We start from the raw sequence: 19854 nt of genomic DNA, 5'->3' as shown, positions 1-19854 counted from the left end.
AAAACAATAACAAAATATAGTTCAGAAAAAATCTGCAGAAAAAACTAAAAAATTATATAAATCAGAAAAGTAAATCAATAGATAGAAAAGTAAAAACTTTGTTAAAAAAATTGAATAATTACTGTGTTTATAATAATATAGTTAATGAAGTAAAATTAAAAAAGTCATATAGAGGTGTACAATGAAAAAATTAAAATTTGATTATAGCAAGGCAGAGAAGTTTATTGAAAAAAGAGAAATTGAAGCAATGCAGCCATTTGTAAGTGTAGCGCATGATTTACTACACAATGGAGAAATTTTAGGAAATGACTACATTGGATGGTTGGACTTACCAGCTAACTATGATAAAGAAGAATTTGATAGAATCAAAAAATCTGCTCAAAAGATTAAAGATGATTCAGAAGTGCTTGTAGTAATAGGTATCGGTGGATCTTACTTAGGGGCAAAAGCAGCTATTGATATGTTTGGAAATGCATTTAAAAACAATATGAAAAAAGAAGATAGAAATGCACCAGAAGTATATTTTGCAGGAAACAACATAAGTTCTTCATACATATTAGATTTAATTGATGTAATAGGAGATAGAGATTACTCTGTAAATGTAATTTCAAAATCAGGCACAACTACAGAGCCTGCATTAGCATTTAGAATATTTAAAGAAGACTTAGAAAAAAAATATGGAAAAGAAGAAGCTGCAAGAAGAATATATGCAACAACTGACAAGGATAAGGGAGCACTAAGAACTTTAGCAGAAGCTGAGGGATATGAAACATTTGTAATTCCAGATAATGTAGGAGGAAGATTCTCAGTTCTTACGGCTGTGGGATTACTACCGATTGCTGCTGCTGGATTTGATATTGATGCAATGATGAAGGGTGCATTTGATGCTATGGAAGAATATAATAATGATGATTTAGCGTCAAATGACTCTTACCAGTATGCAATAGCTAGAACAGTACTTCAAAGAAAAGGTAAGGAAACTGAAATACTTGTAAACTATGAACCACAGCTTCAGTATTTTGCTGAATGGTGGAAGCAATTATTTGGTGAAAGTGAAGGAAAAGATAATAGAGGAATATTCCCAGCATCAGTTAATTTCTCATCAGATCTTCACTCTATGGGTCAATACATTCAAGAGGGAAGAAGATTTATATTTGAAACTATTTTAAATGTTGAGAAGCCTAGACGAGATATCGAAATAAAGGCAGACGAAAAAGATTTAGATGGATTAAACTATCTAACTGGAAAAACAGTAGATTTTGTAAATAAAAAAGCTTATGAAGGAACACTTTTAGCGCATACTGACGGAGACGTTCCAAACTTAGTACTAAACATTGAAAGATTAGATGAATACAACTTTGGACAGATGGTATATTTCTTTGAAAAAGCTTGTGCTATAAACGGTTGTATACTAGGTGTTAATCCATTTAATCAGCCAGGAGTTGAAGCGTATAAGAAAAATATGTTTGCTCTACTTGGTAAACCAGGATTTGAAGCTGAAAAAGCAGAATTGGAAGCTAGATTATAAAATAGCATAAAGTTTTTATACTATAACTATATTTTAAGTTTTGATTAAGCAACTAGATATATAATATACTCAATTAAAACATTATTTAATGAAGGGATGAGAATATTATGAAAATAAAATCATTTATTATTGTAGTTGTTGTATCACTTATTACTTCTATGGTTGGGTGTGGAATTGTACTAGGTTTGGTACAAAAAAAATCTAGCACTACATCGGATCAGAGTAGCGTAAAATTAGTTACAGATGGAAGTACAAAGAGTCAAAACGTATATCAAGCAGTTGCTCAAAAAGCATCCCCATCTGTTGTTGGAATTGTTTCAGAGACTGAATCTAGTAATAGTTTTTTTGAAAGCAGCACAGTTGAACAAGGTGTAGGGACTGGCTTTGTAGTTGACAAGAGAGGTTATATACTTACAAATTCACACGTAGTATCAGACGGAAAAGCAAAAAACGTGAATGTAATTTATAGTGATAAAGAAACTTCTAAAGGAAAAGTTGTTTGGTACGACCAAAATCTTGACCTAGCAATAGTCAAAGTTGATAAAAAAGGCCTTGTACCAGCTGAGCTTGGTAATAGCGATGATGTAACAGTAGGAGATGTGGTAATAGCAATTGGGAATCCACTTGGAACACAATTGATGTCTTCAGTTACACAAGGTATAATAAGCGGATTGGATAGAGACGTGTCTACAAGCACAAGTAATATGTCTGGTCTATTGCAGACTGATGCGAGTATAAATCCGGGAAATAGCGGTGGTCCTTTACTAAATCAAGATGGACAGGTAATAGGAATAAATACTGTGAAGGCAAATGCAGATAACTTAGGATTTTCTATACCAGTAAACACTGCCAAGCTAATCGTCCAAAAAGTTATAGATGAAGGAGATTATGAAAAGGTAGTACTTGGAATTACAGGAATAGATGTTCAGACATTGAAAATGTACACTGGACAAGATTTAGGTGTTTCTGATGGAATAATAATTAGAGCGGTTCAGGATAATTCTATAGCTTCAAAAGCAGGATTAAAAGAAGGCGATATAATTGTTAAAATGGGTGATACTAAAATAAAAAATATGGGTGAAATAACTAAAAAGCTATACTCATATAAAAAAGGAAGTACAGAAAAAATTGAAATTGTAAGAGACGGCAAAGAAAAAACACTAGACGTTAAATTTTAAATTTGAAAATAAATCCATAATATATTAGAAAAAAATATTAATATATTATGGATTTTTAAATTATTACGATGTGAATTTAGTGTTATAATATTTATAAAAAATACAGAGGAGGTATAAAAAATGAAAGACTTATGGAAAGTATACAATGAATGCATGGAAAACAGTAAGTGGGTAGATTTGTCTTACAAATTTGACGAAGAAACACCACATTGGTCAGGTTTTGACAAAATGGAAATTGAGACTGTATTTGATTTTGATACAGAAAATTACAAGGCTCAAAAGTACAACGTAATTACACAATATGGAACTCACATCGATGCACCTTGTCACTTTGTTCCAGGAAAAAGATCAATGGACCAAATTCCTTTGGAAGAAATGGTACTACCTCTTTGTGTAATTGATAAATCAGATGTAGTAAAAGAAAACAATGATTATGCTTTAACTGTAGAAGACATTTTAGAATGGGAAAAAGAATACGGTAAAATACCAGAAAAAGCATTTGTAGCATTTAGAAGCGATTGGTCAAAAAGAGATCCAGAAACACTAGATAACTTGGATGAACAAGGAAATAAACATTATCCAGGTTGGAAAAAAGAAGCTGTTGAATTTTTAATTAAAGAAAGAAATATCACAGCAATAGGTCATGAGACTTCTGACACAGATGCACCAGAAGATCAAAAAGAGCACGGATTTGCAGCAGAATATTATTTATTAGAACAAGATAAATATCAAATTGAATTGCTTAGAAATCTTGATCAGTGTCCCCCAGTAGGTTCAATTATATTCTGTACTTTCTTGAATGTTACAGATGGAGTAGGATTCTCTGCAAGATGCTTTGCATTGTGCCCAAAATAAAACCACATACTTTATTTTAATAGAGTGCGATTTAAAAAATCGTGCTCTATTTTTTTGCGACTAAATGTCAAAAGAAAAAAATAATTTGAAATTCATCGACTAAAAATTTTTTTAAAAAAATAATAGAGAAATTAAAATAAAATAAAAAAGTAATAAATATGAATTGATATTGACAAAAACTACTACGCCTGATATAGTAAAATTACTACTACAGACATAGTATGTTAGACGTAGGAAGAAGGTGGGAAAATGATTAGTAGTGATGTGATACGAGGATACACGGATATAATGATATTGTTCTTGCTACTAGATGAAGATTCTTATGGATATGAAATTTCAAAAAATATAAAAGCACTAACTAATGAAAAATATATTATAAAGGAAACAACGTTGTATTCCGCATTTACTAGGTTAGAAAAGAATAATTTTATATATTCGCTTAAGAAGGAAAATGAAAGCAGAAGAACATATTATAGAATCACAGATGAAGGAAGATCCTATTATCTAAAAAAATGTATTGAGTGGGAAGTAACTAAAGATGTGGTAGAAAAATTTATAAGAAAGTAGAAATAATAATGGATGTTATTCGTAATTATTTAGAAATGTCTTTTTCGGGGTATCCAAATACTCCTGAGTTGACAAGATTGAAAGAAGAAATGTATGTCAACATGGAAGAAAAGTACAATGAACTCAAAAGAAATGGAAAATCAGAAAATGAGGCTATAGGAGAAGTAATAGCAGAATTTGGAAATATTGAAGAAATAGCAAATGAACTAGGAATTGGTAAAAATATAGATGATAGTATAGATAGCGATAAATTTGAAAATCGTGAATATGAATTATCACTAGATGATGCAAATTCATACATATACGCTAAAGTAAAGGCATCAGTATACATTGGAATAGGAGTGGCTCTGTGTATATTAGGAGCAGCCTCTCTAGTTGGTTTGTCGAGTTTTATAGAAAGTAATATAGCCGATACTCTAGGAGTAATTGTACTTCTTATGTTTGTGGCAATAGCTGTTGGATTATTTGTATACGCGGGATCAATTACTGACTCATGGGAATTTATAGAAAAAGAAAATATTATAGTAAACGCATATACCGAAAGAGAAGTTAAAATAATGCAAGATGAACAGAGACCTATAGTTATGAAAGCTACAATTATCTCAGTAGCACTTTATATATTGAGTCCTGTAGTAGTTATATTATCAAATCTTTTTGAAGATAATGTGGTATTGGAAGAAGAAATTGCATTGGTTGGTGTAGTGATTCTGCTTGTAATGGTAGCGATTGCTACTGCAACATTAATAATTGTTCATTCAAAAAAATCTGCTTGTGATGCAATATTGAATGAAAATGAATATTCTAGAGAAAAGAAAGCTGTTGAAAAAAATAAGAACATTATTGGTAGCATTTGGTGGCCAGTTACCACTATAATATTTTTTGTAATAGGATTTTTTGGAGAAGGATTCAGTCGTGCATGGATTATTTGGCCAATTTCAGGAATTTTATTTGCAGCAGTATCCACTATAATAACTTCAATACAAAAAGATAAAAATTGATATTAGAGCGCAGTTGTAGTATATAAATAAATACAAAAGATATAAGTAAATATAAAAGTCATATATAAAAGAAAAATATAAGCAAGTATAAAAAAATTAATAAAAATAGATAAATAAAGATAATAAATAAACTGCCTAAATTAACAATACAATTAATTTAGGCAGTTTATTTATTATGTAATATAATTTTTTTTCTAAAAATTATATATTTTTTCATTTATGCTTAATTATAAATAATCAATAAAATTTTTGCTTTTGAAGAATAGGTTCAGCGTAATTTACTACTATACCTATAAACGTCCCAGTAACTATGGAAGCTCCTAGCATTAATGGTAAATATGAAACCATAGAAATATTAGTAACGATTAAGCTTGCCATCAGCAATTGACCAATATTATGCATTATAGCCCCAACTATGCTAGTGCCAACAGATGAGAACCAATTAGTTTTTGTGGCAAGATACATTCCTATCAAACTCAAATATCCTCCTGCAATACTAAAAAGAAGGTATGATACAGGTCCAGCAAATATTGACGAAAGTATTATTCTGACGGTAAGTACTTTGAAAGTATCTTTAAATCCTAAATTCAATAGGCAAAGCAACGTTATAATATTGCTCAAACCTAGCTTTGCTCCAGGGAAAAATCCTATTAGAGGATTAGGAATAAGTGTTTCAAATATATATAAAACTAAGCTGTATGTAACCATCAAGCTTAGAAAAATTAATTTTTTAGTCTTTTTCGACTGCATAATAAATTCCTTTCTTACGATTTTTAAGGTTTTGATATATTCATTATATCATAGTTTTTTTAAAATATGATATAATGAATGTGTTGTTAAAAATTGTAAATACAAAAAATATTCCAATAATATACGGGATGAATAATTTATTAATAGTTAAAAAAGTTATATGATATATAGGAGGTATGTAAATGGCTAGAGATAGATCTGAAATAAGTGAACAATACAAATGGAATTTAGAGGATATGTATCAAGGCAAGGACTCAATTGCAAAAAATATTGAACTAGCTGAAAAATCAATAAATGAAATAAAAGAATATGAAGGAAAATTGTCGAGTTCAAAAGAAATTTTTTATAATACTCTGAAGCTGATGGAAGATACATCTAGAATAATTTCTCAATATTATGTGTACACTCATATGAAACATCATGAAGACACTAGAATAAATGAAAATTTATCCGAAGCCACAAGAAGTGAAATGATGTCGACAGAGTTTGGTAAAGCAACATCATACATAGTACCGGAAATACTTGAAATGGATGAAAAATTATTAAATGCTTACTTAGAAGATGAAAAAATCTCTCATTACAAAAAAATGATCGATGAAATACTAAGGGAAAAGCCATATACCCTTAGCAAAAAAGAAGAGCAAATAATGGCAGCAACTGCTGAACTTACAAGTGTTCCAGAAAGTACATATGAAATGTTATCATATGCAGATATGAAATTCCCAGAAATAACAGATGAACAAGGGAATAAAGTAAGGTTAGACCACTTTAATTATAGTAAATACATTAAAAGCACAGATAGAAGAGTTAGAAAAGAAGCTTATGAAGCTGAATTTACAACTTATCAAAAATATGCTAATACAATGGCATCTACACTGTTTGGAGCTATAAAAGCAGAGATATTTAGTTCAAGCATTAGAAAATATCCATCAGCTTTATATGCATCTTTATTCACAGATAATATTAGTTTAGATGTATACGATAATCTAATAGAATTAGTTCATGAGAATATAAAATCGTTAGATAAATATACTGAGTTAAAGAAAAAATACTTTAAATTAGATGATATGAATATGTATGATTTATATTTACCTATGGCTAAAGATTTCAAAATGGAAATATCATTTGAGGAAGCTAAAGAAATAATAATTGAAGCTCTACAACCTCTTGGAGAAGATTATGTTAATTTAATAAAAAAAGCATTTGATGAAAGATGGATAGATGCTTATGAAAATGAAGGTAAAAAAGGTGGCGCTTACTCATGGGGAAGCTATGATTCTCATCCATATATTTTGATGAGCTACAAAGATGATTTAAATTCTATGTTTACTTTAATTCATGAACTAGGTCACTCTGTACACAGCTATCTTTCTAGAACAAATCAACCTTATTTATACTCTAGTTATAAAATATTTGTAGCAGAAGTTGCTTCAACAGTAAATGAAACTTTACTTATAAAATATCTTCTAAATAAATCAAAAGATGAAGAAGAAAAGATATATCTTCTTAATTACTATTTAGAACAATTTAGAACTACAGTGTATAGACAGACTTTGTTTGCTGAATTTGAAAAAATTGTACATGAAAAAGTAGAATCTGGAGAGCCTATGACAGCTAAGGACTTCACAGAAGTGTTTTATAATTTAAATAAATTATACTATGGAAATGCTTGTATAGTTGAGGAGCTATCGGGGATTGAATGGGCGAGAATACCACATTTTTATTCTAATTTCTATGTATATAAATATGCGACAGGTTTTTCAGCTGCATCTGTACTTAGCAATATGATACTAAATGACGAAGGATCAGTAGAAAAATACTTAGAATTTTTAAAGAGTGGAGGCTCTGAATATCCATTAGACCAACTTAGAAAAGCAGGAGTTGATATGGAAAAGAAAGAATCTGTTGATAATGCACTGAAGGTATTTTCTTCATTAGTGGATGAATTGGAGACTCTTATAAGTAAGTAGGAGAGGCGTGTATATGGAAAATATAGACTTTAAATTGATAGCAGGAGTGATGTTGTTTGTGATTTTAATTTCTATACAAATAACATTAAACAAAATTTTAATGACTCTAAAAGAAATAAAAAAAGGCATAAAAATAAAAGAATACTATAAATTGGATAAATAATAATATTTATTAAGTTAGATAGACAAGAAAATTTATTAGGTTAGATAAGTAAAAAAATTTGTTATATTAAAAGGAGAATGCTATGAAAAAAATACTGATTGTAGGTGGCGTAGCTGGTGGAGCAAGTGCTGCAGCTAGACTTAGAAGGTTGGATGAAAATGCAAATATAATAATGTTTGAAAGAGGAGAATTTATTTCCTTTGCTAATTGTGGACTGCCTTATTATATAGGCAATGTAATCGAGGAAAGAGAAGCTTTATTAGTGCAGACCGTAGAGGGGATGTCTCAAAGATTTAACCTAGATATCAGAAATTTTAATGAAGTTATTAGTATTGATCCAGATAAAAAAGAAGTAAAAGTAAAAAATACTAAAACTGGTGAAGAATATAAAGAAAGTTATGATGAACTTATTCTTTCACCTGGAGCACAACCAGTAGTGCCACCATTTGAAGGACTAAAAGAAGCAAATGATATATTTACACTAAGAAACATACCTGATACAGATAAAATAAAAAGTTTTGTAGATGAAAAATCACCTAATACAGCAGTAGTTGTAGGAGGAGGTTTTATAGGTCTTGAGATGGCTGAAAATCTTGTTGAAAGAGGTATAAAAGTCCACTTAGTAGAAAAATTAAATCAGGTAATGACTCCAATAGATTTTGAAATGGCTCAAATTGTACATGAACATTTAAAGTCAAAAGGTGTAGAACTACTTCTAGAAGTAGGTGTAGAATCATTTGAAGATAATGGGAAATCCGTAGTTTTAGATAACGGAACAAAAATAAAAACAGATATGACTATCCTATCTATAGGAGTGAGACCAGAAAACGAGCTTGCTATATCTGCAGGATTGGAACTTGGAAAAAGAGGCCATATAATAGTAAATGAAAATATGGAAACTTCTAAACCTAATATTTATGCCGTTGGAGATGCTGTAGAAGTAAAGAATTTAATACTTGATGAAAACATTAATATAGCTTTGGCATCACCTGCAAATAGACACGCTAGAATTGTGGCAGACAGAATAAATGGAGTAGACTCAAAATATAAAGGAGTACTTGGAACATCTGTTGCAAAAATATTTGACCTTGTAGTCTCATCTACAGGAGTAAATGAAAAAAAATTAAAGCAAATGGGTAAAAATGACTACAAAAGTATTCACATACATCCACTGTCAAATGCAGGATATTACCCAACAGCTGCACCTTTAGATTTGAAATTGATATTTGAAGTGCCATCAGGTAAAATACTAGGTACTCAGATAATAGGTACATCAGGAGTGGAAAAACGAGTAGATGTAATATCTACAGCTATAGCAGGAAATCTAACTGTAAGAGATCTTCAAGACTTAGAACTTGCGTATGCACCTCCATTTTCATCAGCAAAAGATCCAGTAAATATGGCTGGGTATGTAGCTACTAACATTTTAGATGGACTGACTGATTCTATAGGCGTATCAGAAATAGATGAAGTTGTAAAAAATGGTGGATTCTTAGTGGATGTAAGAACAGATGAAGAGTATGGACTGGGTCACATTGAAGGTTCGGTAAATATTCCTTTGGATGAGTTAAGAGACAGATTAGAAGAATTTCCATCCGATGAAAAAATATATGTAACTTGTATGGTAGGTCTTAGAGGCTACTTAGCAAGCAGAATATTAAAACAGAATGGCAAAGAACCTGTAAATCTTGACGGTGGATACACTTCATATGCTCAATTCAAAAACATAACAGATGAAAAAACTGATTCTTCAATTCTTTTGGAAAAAGGCGTTACTTGTGCTGATAGTGCAGATATATTAATAAAAAAATAATTTATATAAATAAAATCATGTACTAAAATCTAATAAACAGAATAATATTAAGTATAAAAGTAGGGAAACTACATTGTATTTGCTAAATAAAATAAAAAAAGCTTGCAAAATTTCACAGAAAATATATAATAGTTGGTGATGTAATAATCATGACTAAGGAGAAGCTATATGACTAAGAAAAATAGTGAAATTCAAGTGAAGAGATTTTTAAAAATAAATAATGAAGAAATTTTTGAAGCAAAACAGAGAATTGCAATAGAAAAATTTGGTAGCTTATATGAAGATGAAGTGTTTTTTGCACTAGAGATAGCGGTAAATACTGAATTAGATCATGAGCTAAATAGCGAATATTATAAAAGGCTTAATATGTATAAAAAAATGAATTAGTAAAGTAAATAAAAAATCTGATTTCTAGTTAGAAATCAGATTTTTTTATTTGCTAATATATTTACTGTATTTATATCAATTAATTATAGTTTTTTTATATCCATATCCATAATAAGTGCTGCTAGTTGAGCGGCCTTATCTACATTCATAGTATGAAGAGGTAGTCTGAACTCTCCAGCGTTATATCCAAGCATATTTAAGGCTGTTTTCAATGGTATTGGGTGAGATTCAAGTTTTAAAGCATTTATTAAATCAATTAAACTTAATTGTTGATTTCTAGCTCCTAATATATCTCCCTTTTCATAATTATTATAGATTTCTACAGTTTCTTTAGGAGATATATTTGCTACAGAAGAAATAAATGCACTAGCTCCTAAAGTTAAGTAAGTAAATATCATCATGTCATCTGAAGATACTAATTGGAATCCGTCAGGAATCATGGCTATAAGATTCATAAGATGTGTCAGATCAGATGAAGACTCAATTAGACCCACTATATTGTTTATTTGAGCAATTTCACTAACTAAATCAGGTGACAGATTTAATTGAGTGTTAGAAGCATCATTTTCAATATAACAGGGAAGACCAGATGAAATTGCTATAGATTTAAAGTGAGTCTTTATACCTTGTTCATTTCCTACATTATAATATGGAACAGGTAGTATTAAAGCGTCAGCTCCAAGTCTTTTTGCCTTGATTGACAATTCAATAGATCTCCTAGTATCATTAAATCCAGTCTGAACTATTACAGGGGCTTTTTTGTTGACATATTTCACTACAAAATCAATCAATGATTCTATTTCTTCGTTATTTAAAGTAGAAAATTCACCAGTTAATCTACCTAGAATTATTGCATTTACACCAGTGTCAATATATTTATCCAACATCGATTTTAGACTATCAAAATCAATTTCATTCGTATCAAGAAATGGTGTAACAATATTTATACCCATACCTTTAAATATCATAATTTTCAGCTCCTTATTTTCTATTATATAAATAGAACAAATTATTTTACTATATATAATATTATCATATAATTAAAATTCAAAGTAGTATAAAAAATATATATGTCAAAAATTTTAATAATAAATATCAAATGAATTAAGTACACATTACTTTATTTAACTTAAAGACCTTAATTATAGTGGAATAAAAATAGGATATCGTTTCTTTTTTTAAATAAAATAATATTTTCATTAACTGTTGTTCAATTATTGACTATATGTTATAATTTAAAATTGTGAAAATATAATTATAATATTACTATATCGGAGGAAAAGAAGTGGATACTTTAAAAGAACTTTATAAAATAGGACCAGGACCATCCAGCTCTCACACAATGGGACCACAAAGAGCTGCAAAGAGATTTAGTGAAAAAAATCCTAATGCATCAAGCTTTAGATGTACATTATACGGAAGTCTAGCTGCAACTGGAGAGGGACATCTTACAGATTATATAATAATCGAAACTATCAAGCCAAAGAAGGTAGAAATAGTTTGGAGAGAAGATATTAATCCAGAGTTTCACCCAAATGGAATGAAATTTGAAGCACTAGACGAAAGTGGAAACGTGTTTGATGAATGGACGTTATTTTCAGTAGGTGGAGGAACGCTAGCTGAAGAAGGAAAGAGAAATCAAACAGATGGAAAAGTTTATTATGAACACAGTAAAATGGATGACATAATAAAATACTGTAAAGAAAATAATAAAACACTAGTAGAATATGTATTAGATAGAGAAGATGATGATTTTATAGAGTATATGGAAGTTATAGCTGATGCTATGGAAGATGCTGTACGTAGAGGTATAAATACAGAAGAACCAATACCTGGAAAACTTCATTTAAGAAGAAGAGCATTAACTTTCTACAAAAAGTATGAGGAAACTAAGGATTTTTCAATTCTAAACCACGCATTTGCATTAGCCGCATCTGAAGAAAATGCATCTGGAGGAACGATAGTTACTGCGCCTACATGTGGAGCTGCAGGTGTAATACCAGGAGTGATGTTTTCTTTGATGAAAGATAAAGGATATAGCAGACGTCAGATTTTAGATGCACTGATGGTAGCAGGATTGATAGGAAATCTAGTAAAGACAAACGCATCAATATCAGGAGCAGAAGTTGGATGCCAAGGTGAAGTTGGAACAGCATGTTCAATGGCAGCCGCTGGGGCAGCATATCTATTTGGAGGAACTTTAAATCAGATAGAATACGCAGCGGAAATAGGACTAGAGCACCACTTAGGAATGACTTGTGACCCAGTATATGGATACGTTCAAATACCGTGTATAGAAAGAAATGCAATGGCAGCTGACAGAGCGGTATCTGCAGCAAAATATGCATTGATTACAGATGCTAACCATACTATATCATTTGACCAAGTAACAGTAACAATGAAAGAAACTGGTATAGATATGATGGATAAGTATAGAGAGACTGCAAAAGGTGGTCTAGCTAAGTGGTTTGACTGCTAAGCTAAATAAATAAAAAATAGTAAGTTGATAATGATATCAATGCAAATATGATGTATAATATAGAAGGTATATTTTTAATATGCCTTCTTTTATTTTTATAATAAAATATATTTGTATATATTTATTACGATTAAATAAAATCAGAGAAAAAAATATAAATGAGTGCGCAAATGAATGAAACAGTATTGTAAACAAAAGAAATAGACCGTAAATAAATGGAATAACACATAGATGAGTAAAGTATAATATGGAATAACAAAGAGTAAAATATAATGCAGATAAGAGAAATATAATATAGACAAGAGAAATATAATATAGATAAACATATATAGTATTAAAATGAGTCTCAATTAATACTCGAATGAATAATATTAGAAAAGTGGGGTAATTATATGAAACAATATGAGAATTTTGCGTATATTTACGATGAGCTGATGGATGATGTAGATTACGAAAATTGGGTATATCATATAGAACGTCTAATAAGTAGAAGTGGTAAAAAAGTAAAAAATATTTTAGAACTTGCATGCGGAACAGGAAATATCACGATCCCACTGGCAAAGAAAGGCTACGATATAGTAGGAGTAGATATATCAGAAGATATGCTAAGTGTTGCATATGATAAATCCAAGCGTGAAGGGATAAATTTAGTGCTACTAGAGCAAGATATGACGGAATTGGAATTTGACCTTTATGATTTAGATTGTGTAGTGTGTTCATGTGACGGATTTAACTACATAACATCAAGCGAAGACTTGAAAAGTGTATTTAAAAAAGTGAATGAACTATTAAAATCTGGAGGAATATTTGTATTTGATATCAGCTCCCACTACAAAATAAGTGAAATACTTGGAAACAACTTTATGGGAGAAAGTAGAGACAACCTAGCTTATATGTGGGAAAACTACTATGATGAAGAAAATCATTTAATAGATATGGAATTAGATTTTTTTGTAAAAATAGACAATCAAGAAGACGAAGAAATTTTCCAAAGATATAGAGAGACTCATCAGCAAAGGGCGTATGGAAACGAAGAAATAATAGCATTATTAAAAGAAGCAAACTTTGATGAAATAAACATATTTGGAGACTTCTCAACTGACGATCCAAAATTTGATTCAGAAAGAATATTCTTTACAGCTATTAAAAAATAATATGTATAAAATGGAGGACGATATAAAATGAAAGATTATTGTATTAGAGTTACAGCGGGGAATAATGACGTAAGAGGTTTTTTTGCAACTACTAAAAATATGGTGGAAACTGCAAGAGGATTTCACAATACTACAAAAGTAGCTACAGCAGCATTAGGAAGAACTTTGACAGCTACATCAATGATGGGATTGATGATGAAAAATAGAGGCGATAAGCTAACCGTAATAATAAAAGGTGGAGGTCCAATAGGAACTATACTAACAACTTCTGGAGTAGATGGAATTGTAAAAGGGTATGTAACAAATCCAGGTGTAGAAGTTGAAAACTATGAAAATGGAAAATTAAACGTAGCAGGTGCAGTAGGAAATGACGGAACTATAAAAGTAATAAAAGACTTAGGACTAAAAGACCCATATAATGGAGAATATGAAATGGTAAGTGGAGAAATTGCACAGGACTTCACATACTACTTCACTGTATCTGAACAAACTCCTTCAGCAGTAGCATTAGGAGTACTTACAACTTCAGACGAAGTACAAGAAGCTGGTGGATTTATCGTACAATTACTTCCAGATGCAAGTGAAGAGACTATATCGAGACTAGAAAAAAATATAGCAAACCTAAAGACAATCACACAAATGCTAAGTGAAGGACTAACTCCAGAAGATATAATGGCTATTGTGCTAGATGGACTAGATCCAATAATAAGAGATAAAACTGAAATAGGATTTGAATGTGATTGCTCTAAGGAAAAAGTATCAGAAGTATTCGCTGCAATAGGTAAAAAAGAGCTATTGAGCATAATAGAAGAAGACAAGGGTGCAGAAGTTGGATGCCAATTCTGTAACTCAACATATAACTTTAGTGAAGAAGATTTAAAAGAAATATACTCATCAATATAATGAAATAAAGGCAGATAAATTGGAGGAAATATGAGATTAGATAAGCTATTAGCAAATTTGGGATACGGAACAAGAACTGAAATAAAAAAACTATGCAAAAAAGGAATGGTCACAGTAAATGGAGTAGAAGTATTAAAGGCGGACTCCCACGTAGACCCAGAAAATGACGAAGTAGCATTTAACGGAGAAAAGGTCAACTACAGAGAATATATTTATCTAATGCTCAATAAACCTGCAGGATACGTGTCTGCTACATTTGATAACTATGATGAAACAGTAATTGATTTAATAGATGAAGAATATCTACCATTTGAACCATTCCCAGTTGGTAGACTAGACAAAGATACTGAAGGATTATTAATCCTTACAAATGATGGAAAACTAAGTCACAGAGTACTATCTCCTAAAAAACACGTCCTTAAAAAATACTATGCAGTAATTGACAAAAAAGTTACTGAAAAAGACGTAGACAAATTTTCAAAGGGCGTGGATATTGGAGAAGGATATATCACAAAACCTGCACAACTAGAAATACTTGGTAGCGTATATGCAGATGACGATGATGAAGAACGCTTCGCCGTGTATGTATCGATTAGTGAAGGCAAATTTCATCAAGTGAAGAGAATGTTCCATGCTGTAGGGAAAGAGGTACTTTATCTAAAAAGAGTATCTATGGGAGCATTGGAGCTAGATGAAAACCTAGAACTAGGAGAATACAGAGAACTAACAGAAGATGAAATAAAATTATTAGAAGAAAAATAAGGAAACTTAGAGGGGCATTGATTGATGAAGAGGAAAGAAATAATAGAATTTGAAGTCGGTAAAATGGAGTTTGGGGGAGTTTCACGCTCAATTTACGACGAAAAAAGAATAAAAATGAAGGGCGGAATCACAGGTCAAAAAGTAAAAGCTGTGGTAAAAAGAGCTAGAGCAGACAGTGCGGAGGTCAAACTTCTAGAGCTATTAGAACCTTCTGAAATGGAAAAGGCACCAGTCTGTCGTCATTTTAGACAGTGTGGAGGATGTAGCATACTATCCTTAGAGTACGAAGACCAATTAAAAATTAAAGAAAGACAAGTACTGGAGCTATTTGAAGAAAAGGGAATAAAAGATTTTGATTACCTTGGAATACAGGGGAGCCCTTCATCTACAAAATATAGAAACAAAATGGAATTCACATTCGGAGATGAATTCAAAGATGGACCATTATCTCTTGGAATGCACAAAGTAGGTAGATTTATTGACATAGTCACTGTAGATGATTGTAGACTAATAGACTCTGATTTTATCGAAATAATGAATAAGACGAGAGATTTCTTTGAAGAAAAGGAAATTCCATATTATAGAAGTTTTAACCATGAAGGATACTTAAGACATCTAGTAGTTAGAAAAGGCGAAAATACTGGTGAAATAATGGTAAATATAGTGACTTCATCTCAAATAGAATTTGATATGAACCAGTACGCAGAAATGCTATTGAGACTAAACCTTGAAAACAAAATTGTAAGTATACTACATACAATAAATGACAAACTTGCAGATGCTGTACAGTGCGATGAATTGAGAGTATTATATGGAAAAGACGAATTCTATGAAGAAGTACTAGGTCTAAAATTTAAAGTATCACCTTTTTCATTTTTCCAGACAAATACAAAAGGTGCAGAGAAACTATATGAAATGGCAATAGAATTTGCTGGCACTAGAGGTGATGGAAAAGTAGTATTCGACCTTTACAGCGGGACTGGAACAATAGGGCAGCTAATGGCTAGAACTGCAAACAAAGTATATGGAATAGAACTAATAGAAGAAGCCGTAGAATCGGCAAATGAAAACGCAAAACTAAACGGACTTGAAAACTGTGAATTCATAGCAGGTGACGTATCAAAAATAGTAAGTGAGTTGCCTGAAAAGCCAGAGCTGATAATAGTAGACCCTCCAAGAGCTGGAATACTTGCCGGTGGAGTGAAGGATATATCAGAATTTGGAGCAAAAGAAATAGTATATGTAAGCTGTAATCCAAAATCGTTGGTAGAGAATTTAGAAGAATTTGAGAGCAGAGGATATAAGGTAAAGAAAGTTAGACTGATGGATATGTTTCCAAATACGCCTCATGTTGAGACGGTGGTATTGATTGAAAGAGTAAAGTAAAAAGTGGCTTAATCAATGGATCTATAAGATATAATGAGTATTTAGAAACAGATGAAAGAGTTAAAAAAATAGAAAATATAAAATTAGGTTATCAATATAGATTTCAGCAAGGACAGGTAATAGTTAATGCAACTAAATTTTTAGGATATACAAAGGACGATAAAAAACAACTTATCATTGTTCCAGAAGAAGCAGAGATAGTGAAGAGAATATTTTTAGAATTCTTGGAAGGTAAAGGACCTACTGCTATAGCAAGAGGTTTAGAAAATGATAAGTGTAAAACAGCTACAGGAATAACTAGATGGTCTAATGGTGATATTTACCGAATATTAAGAAATGAAAAGTATATGGGTGATGCACTTCTGCAAAAGAGCTACACAGTTGACTTTTTAACAAGAATAGAGAGTAAACAATAAAGGAATTATGCCTCAATATTATGTAGAAGATAATCATGAGGGCATTGTATCAAAGGAAGTTTTTAGGAGAGCTCAAGAAGAATTAGCAAGACGTTCAAACTTATATTCAGGAAAAAGAAAACAGAATAAAAGAGTTCACTTAGGAAAGTATGCTTTATAAGGAATAGTATATTGTTCTCATTGTGAAGATATTTTCAGAAGAATCAAATGGAATAGTAGAGGAAGTAAAGCAATTGTATGGAGATGCATAACTAGAGTAGAAAATGGACCAGAAAAATGTCAAGCTAGAACAGTTAAAGAAGAGCTACTTCAGGAAGTAGTGGTTGATGCTATAAATGTACTAATAGAAAACAAAAATGACTATGTTAAAATCATAGAAGAAAATGTAATGAAAGTGTTAGATGAAAAATTTGATGTGACAGTTGATGATATTGATGAAAAACTTCATGAATTACAGAATGAACTAATACAAAAGTCCAATTCAAAATCTGAATATGAAAGAATTGCTGAAGAAATATATGAACTTAGAGATAAGAAACAAGAAGTAATGATTGCAAATGCTACAAGAAGTGAAAAACGAAGAAGAGTTCAGGATATAAAGGCTTACCTTAAAACTTCATATGCTAAAATTGAAAACTATGATGAAATTTTAGTTCGAAGAATCATTGATAAAATTATAGTACATGATGATTATATGGAGATAGAGTTTAAAACTGGGAATAAAATAGAAGTTAAAAAATAGGTCAAGATACTAAATAGTTAAAGTATCTTGACCTATTTTTGATATAATGGAGTAAATTAGAACTATGGAGGTATATATGATTTGCTTAAAGAAAATGAAAAAGAAAGATGTACCATTACTTTATGAAATAGCAGAAAGAGCCTTTCAGCCTGATTATGAAAGATATGGAGTATATCCGCCACTTCTTAAAACACAGAAAAAAACATTTTTACCTCCCTTGATTTTCGGTAAAGTTATACTCATTGATGATAAGGAAATTGGTGGGTTTTTTGTAGCAGTAATTGGAAAAAAAGGTGAGTTAGGTGCTATATTTATTGACCCAGAATATCAACAAAAAGGATATGGGAAAGAAGTAATGTTGGAAATTGAAAAACAATATCCTAAAGTTAAAAAGTGGAAATTAGAAACACCTAGTGAGAGCTATCGTCTACACAATTTCTATGAATCGCTAGGTTATGTTAAGATTGGAGAAATAGAAGATAAAAAAAGTGATATGAAAGGTTATGTTTATGAAAAAAATATATGATCTGTAATGACATACCACTATGGGAATGGATAGTGCTTAAATAGAAAGATACTTCAATGTTTGACGATTTTATTAAATTGATTTTTAATAGCTTAAAGAAATAAAAAAATGTAAGGAGTGTTAAATATGCTTGATAAAATACCTGATTCAAAAGATATGGCAGATTTAATAGGAGAAGAACTGTATAAGGTGTGGATAGACTTAAATGATGCAATTAGCCAAAAATATGAAATGGATTGTCTTTGGAATAGTGGAGGAAAAGCATGGACCTATGAATATAAATATCGCAGAGGCGGTAAAACACTTTGTGCACTCTATGCAAAAGATAATAGTATTGGGTTTATGATTATCTTTGGCAAGAATGAGAGATTAAAATTTGAAGCTGATAGAGTTACATATTCTGAATCTGTTCAAAAAATTTATGATGAAGCGAAAACTTACCGTGATGGAAAATGGATGATGTTTGAACTAAAAGATACTTTAATATTTGACGATTTTATGAGATTACTTGCAATAAAAAGAAGACCAAACAGAAAATAAGATATTATAATTGATTAAATTATAATCCATGGAGGTAACTTCTAATATGAAAAGATATACAGCCTTCTTAAGAGGCATAAACATAGGTGGAAAGAATAAAGTGACAATGGCGGACTTAAAAAGTGAATTTGAAAAACTTGGTTTTGAAGAGGTGAAAACATATTTAAACAGTGGTAATGTCGCTTTTTCAAGTAATGAAGATGATATTGAGAAGTGTACAAGGCTGATTGAGACAATGATAAAAGTCAGTTTGGTTTTGATATTCACGTTTTTATAATATCAAAGGAGAATCTTGAAGATATTTTACTTAATGCACCTGACTGGTGGGGAAATGACAACAAAGAAATCTATGATAATCTGATTTTTGTTATGACACCAGCTACGTTTTCTGATGTATATGGTAAAATTGGAGAACCTAAAGAAGGTTTAGAAAAGATTAGTAACTATAAAGAAGTCATATTTTGGTCTTTTAGTCGTAAAAATTATCAAAAGACAAATTGGTGGTCAAAAACTGCAAGTGCAAATATTAGCAACAAACTAACAATAAGAACTGCCAATACAGTTAGAAAGATAGTTGGAATGTAATTTCTAACTCTAGTTTGTAGGTCATAATTAAACTCTTTTCAAGACAGTTATAATTTAGAATGATGAGAGAAATTATTGATTTTGAATCGAAAGGTATTTTAATATTTGATGATTTATAAAGTTATTTGCAGTGCAAGTATCAAACAGGAAAA

The 19854-nt window shown here is 30.7% G+C and carries 21 protein-coding genes and 1 pseudogene; 20 read left to right on the top strand and 2 right to left on the bottom strand.

From position 1 onward, the window contains the following. The first annotated feature begins 181 nt into the window (after nucleotides 1-181). The 5 genes from C0982_RS00560 (at nucleotide 182) to C0982_RS00540 (ending at nucleotide 5126) form a co-directional block, all read left to right on the top strand. Complete coding sequence (locus C0982_RS00560; protein ID WP_101772302.1) at nucleotides 182-1528, top strand: glucose-6-phosphate isomerase; 1347 nt, start codon at nucleotides 182-184, stop codon at nucleotides 1526-1528. 107 nt (nucleotides 1529-1635) lie between these two features. Then, nucleotides 1636-2706: a S1C family serine protease gene (locus C0982_RS00555; protein WP_101772301.1), complete on the top strand. Its 1071-nt coding sequence runs from the start codon at nucleotides 1636-1638 to the stop codon at nucleotides 2704-2706. Between the two features lie 120 nt (nucleotides 2707-2826). After that, nucleotides 2827-3561 carry a cyclase family protein gene (locus tag C0982_RS00550; RefSeq protein WP_101772300.1) on the top strand — a complete coding sequence of 245 codons (735 nt, stop codon included), beginning with the start codon at nucleotides 2827-2829 and terminating at the stop codon, nucleotides 3559-3561. Nucleotides 3562-3810: 249 nt separating this feature from the next. Next, on the top strand, nucleotides 3811-4128 hold the full coding sequence (locus tag C0982_RS00545) for a PadR family transcriptional regulator (RefSeq protein WP_101772299.1): 318 nt from the start codon (nucleotides 3811-3813) through the stop codon (nucleotides 4126-4128). Nucleotides 4129-4136: 8 nt separating this feature from the next. After that, on the top strand, nucleotides 4137-5126 hold the full coding sequence (locus C0982_RS00540; protein ID WP_101772298.1) for a permease prefix domain 1-containing protein: 990 nt from the start codon (nucleotides 4137-4139) through the stop codon (nucleotides 5124-5126). Between the two features lie 237 nt (nucleotides 5127-5363). Here the strand turns inward: C0982_RS00540 and C0982_RS00535 are convergent, their stop codons facing one another. Continuing rightward, a complete protein-coding gene (locus C0982_RS00535; RefSeq protein WP_101772297.1) occupies nucleotides 5364-5876 on the bottom strand; it encodes a Gx transporter family protein in 513 nt (170 codons plus the stop codon). A 182-nt stretch (nucleotides 5877-6058) separates the two neighbouring features. Between C0982_RS00535 and pepF the strand changes: the two genes are divergently transcribed. The 4 genes from pepF (at nucleotide 6059) to C0982_RS00520 (ending at nucleotide 10209) form a co-directional block, all read left to right on the top strand. Then, entirely contained in the window at nucleotides 6059-7846 is a 1788-nt protein-coding gene (pepF, locus tag C0982_RS00530) for an oligoendopeptidase F (protein ID WP_101772296.1), read from the top strand. Nucleotides 7847-7859: 13 nt separating this feature from the next. Next, nucleotides 7860-8009 carry a hypothetical protein gene (locus C0982_RS10455; RefSeq protein WP_180946827.1) on the top strand — a complete coding sequence of 50 codons (150 nt, stop codon included), beginning with the start codon at nucleotides 7860-7862 and terminating at the stop codon, nucleotides 8007-8009. Nucleotides 8010-8091: 82 nt separating this feature from the next. After that, complete coding sequence (locus tag C0982_RS00525) at nucleotides 8092-9822, top strand: CoA-disulfide reductase (RefSeq protein ID WP_101772295.1); 1731 nt, start codon at nucleotides 8092-8094, stop codon at nucleotides 9820-9822. 168 nt (nucleotides 9823-9990) lie between these two features. After that, complete coding sequence (locus tag C0982_RS00520) at nucleotides 9991-10209, top strand: hypothetical protein (protein ID WP_101772294.1); 219 nt, start codon at nucleotides 9991-9993, stop codon at nucleotides 10207-10209. Nucleotides 10210-10292: 83 nt separating this feature from the next. Here the strand turns inward: C0982_RS00520 and dapA are convergent, their stop codons facing one another. After that, nucleotides 10293-11177, bottom strand: a complete 885-nt coding sequence (dapA, locus tag C0982_RS00515; RefSeq protein ID WP_101772293.1) for a 4-hydroxy-tetrahydrodipicolinate synthase — start codon at nucleotides 11175-11177, stop codon at nucleotides 10293-10295. A gap of 317 nt (nucleotides 11178-11494) precedes the next feature. Between dapA and C0982_RS00510 the strand changes: the two genes are divergently transcribed. The 11 genes and pseudogenes from C0982_RS00510 to C0982_RS10945 all read left to right on the top strand — a co-directional run bounded on the left by C0982_RS00510 (nucleotide 11495) and on the right by C0982_RS10945 (nucleotide 19702). After that, nucleotides 11495-12688, top strand: a complete 1194-nt coding sequence (locus C0982_RS00510) for an L-serine ammonia-lyase (protein ID WP_101772292.1) — start codon at nucleotides 11495-11497, stop codon at nucleotides 12686-12688. A gap of 392 nt (nucleotides 12689-13080) precedes the next feature. Next, nucleotides 13081-13842: a class I SAM-dependent DNA methyltransferase gene (locus tag C0982_RS00505; RefSeq protein WP_101772291.1), complete on the top strand. Its 762-nt coding sequence runs from the start codon at nucleotides 13081-13083 to the stop codon at nucleotides 13840-13842. A gap of 27 nt (nucleotides 13843-13869) precedes the next feature. Beyond that, nucleotides 13870-14745 carry an Hsp33 family molecular chaperone HslO gene (gene hslO / locus C0982_RS00500; protein ID WP_101772290.1) on the top strand — a complete coding sequence of 292 codons (876 nt, stop codon included), beginning with the start codon at nucleotides 13870-13872 and terminating at the stop codon, nucleotides 14743-14745. A gap of 30 nt (nucleotides 14746-14775) precedes the next feature. After that, on the top strand, nucleotides 14776-15507 hold the full coding sequence (locus C0982_RS00495) for a pseudouridine synthase (RefSeq protein WP_101772289.1): 732 nt from the start codon (nucleotides 14776-14778) through the stop codon (nucleotides 15505-15507). A gap of 24 nt (nucleotides 15508-15531) precedes the next feature. Beyond that, the gene (rlmD, locus tag C0982_RS00490) at nucleotides 15532-16893 is read left to right on the top strand and encodes a 23S rRNA (uracil(1939)-C(5))-methyltransferase RlmD (RefSeq protein WP_101772288.1); all 1362 of its coding nucleotides are present in this window, start codon (nucleotides 15532-15534) and stop codon (nucleotides 16891-16893) included. Nucleotides 16894-16904: 11 nt separating this feature from the next. After that, entirely contained in the window at nucleotides 16905-17309 is a 405-nt protein-coding gene (locus tag C0982_RS10840) for a recombinase family protein (protein WP_101772287.1), read from the top strand. A gap of 7 nt (nucleotides 17310-17316) precedes the next feature. Further along, a complete protein-coding gene (locus C0982_RS10735; protein ID WP_145994485.1) occupies nucleotides 17317-17469 on the top strand; it encodes a recombinase family protein in 153 nt (50 codons plus the stop codon). A 3-nt stretch (nucleotides 17470-17472) separates the two neighbouring features. After that, nucleotides 17473-18051 (top strand): zinc ribbon domain-containing protein, encoded by a 579-nt coding sequence (locus tag C0982_RS00480; RefSeq protein WP_101772286.1) that lies wholly within the window; start codon nucleotides 17473-17475, stop codon nucleotides 18049-18051. 76 nt (nucleotides 18052-18127) lie between these two features. Next, entirely contained in the window at nucleotides 18128-18577 is a 450-nt protein-coding gene (locus C0982_RS00475) for a GNAT family N-acetyltransferase (protein WP_180946825.1), read from the top strand. A 126-nt stretch (nucleotides 18578-18703) separates the two neighbouring features. Continuing rightward, nucleotides 18704-19117, top strand: a complete 414-nt coding sequence (locus tag C0982_RS00470; protein ID WP_101772284.1) for a DUF3788 domain-containing protein — start codon at nucleotides 18704-18706, stop codon at nucleotides 19115-19117. A 28-nt stretch (nucleotides 19118-19145) separates the two neighbouring features. Further along, nucleotides 19146-19702: pseudogene (locus tag C0982_RS10945) on the top strand (DUF1697 domain-containing protein). Nucleotides 19703-19854 lie beyond the last annotated feature (152 nt).

Source organism: Peptostreptococcus faecalis (genome assembly GCF_900240845.1).
Classification (GTDB): domain Bacteria; phylum Bacillota; class Clostridia; order Peptostreptococcales; family Peptostreptococcaceae; genus Peptostreptococcus; species Peptostreptococcus faecalis.
The sequence above is the reverse complement of the archived record's forward strand: the minus strand, read 5'-3'. Positions and strand labels throughout refer to the sequence as shown.

Coding starts and splice junctions, on each gene's coding strand:
- C0982_RS00560 (WP_101772302.1), top strand. CDS start 182: ATGAAAAAATTAAAATTTGATTATAGCAAGGCAGAGAAGTTTATTGAA.
- C0982_RS00555 (WP_101772301.1), top strand. CDS start 1,636: ATGAAAATAAAATCATTTATTATTGTAGTTGTTGTATCACTTATTACT.
- C0982_RS00550 (WP_101772300.1), top strand. CDS start 2,827: ATGAAAGACTTATGGAAAGTATACAATGAATGCATGGAAAACAGTAAG.
- C0982_RS00545 (WP_101772299.1), top strand. CDS start 3,811: ATGATTAGTAGTGATGTGATACGAGGATACACGGATATAATGATATTG.
- C0982_RS00540 (WP_101772298.1), top strand. CDS start 4,137: ATGGATGTTATTCGTAATTATTTAGAAATGTCTTTTTCGGGGTATCCA.
- C0982_RS00535 (WP_101772297.1), bottom strand. CDS start 5,876: ATGCAGTCGAAAAAGACTAAAAAATTAATTTTTCTAAGCTTGATGGTT.
- pepF (WP_101772296.1), top strand. CDS start 6,059: ATGGCTAGAGATAGATCTGAAATAAGTGAACAATACAAATGGAATTTA.
- C0982_RS10455 (WP_180946827.1), top strand. CDS start 7,860: ATGGAAAATATAGACTTTAAATTGATAGCAGGAGTGATGTTGTTTGTG.
- C0982_RS00525 (WP_101772295.1), top strand. CDS start 8,092: ATGAAAAAAATACTGATTGTAGGTGGCGTAGCTGGTGGAGCAAGTGCT.
- C0982_RS00520 (WP_101772294.1), top strand. CDS start 9,991: ATGACTAAGAAAAATAGTGAAATTCAAGTGAAGAGATTTTTAAAAATA.
- dapA (WP_101772293.1), bottom strand. CDS start 11,177: ATGATATTTAAAGGTATGGGTATAAATATTGTTACACCATTTCTTGAT.
- C0982_RS00505 (WP_101772291.1), top strand. CDS start 13,081: ATGAAACAATATGAGAATTTTGCGTATATTTACGATGAGCTGATGGAT.
- hslO (WP_101772290.1), top strand. CDS start 13,870: ATGAAAGATTATTGTATTAGAGTTACAGCGGGGAATAATGACGTAAGA.
- C0982_RS00495 (WP_101772289.1), top strand. CDS start 14,776: ATGAGATTAGATAAGCTATTAGCAAATTTGGGATACGGAACAAGAACT.
- rlmD (WP_101772288.1), top strand. CDS start 15,532: ATGAAGAGGAAAGAAATAATAGAATTTGAAGTCGGTAAAATGGAGTTT.
- C0982_RS10735 (WP_145994485.1), top strand. CDS start 17,317: ATGCCTCAATATTATGTAGAAGATAATCATGAGGGCATTGTATCAAAG.
- C0982_RS00475 (WP_180946825.1), top strand. CDS start 18,128: ATGATTTGCTTAAAGAAAATGAAAAAGAAAGATGTACCATTACTTTAT.
- C0982_RS00470 (WP_101772284.1), top strand. CDS start 18,704: ATGCTTGATAAAATACCTGATTCAAAAGATATGGCAGATTTAATAGGA.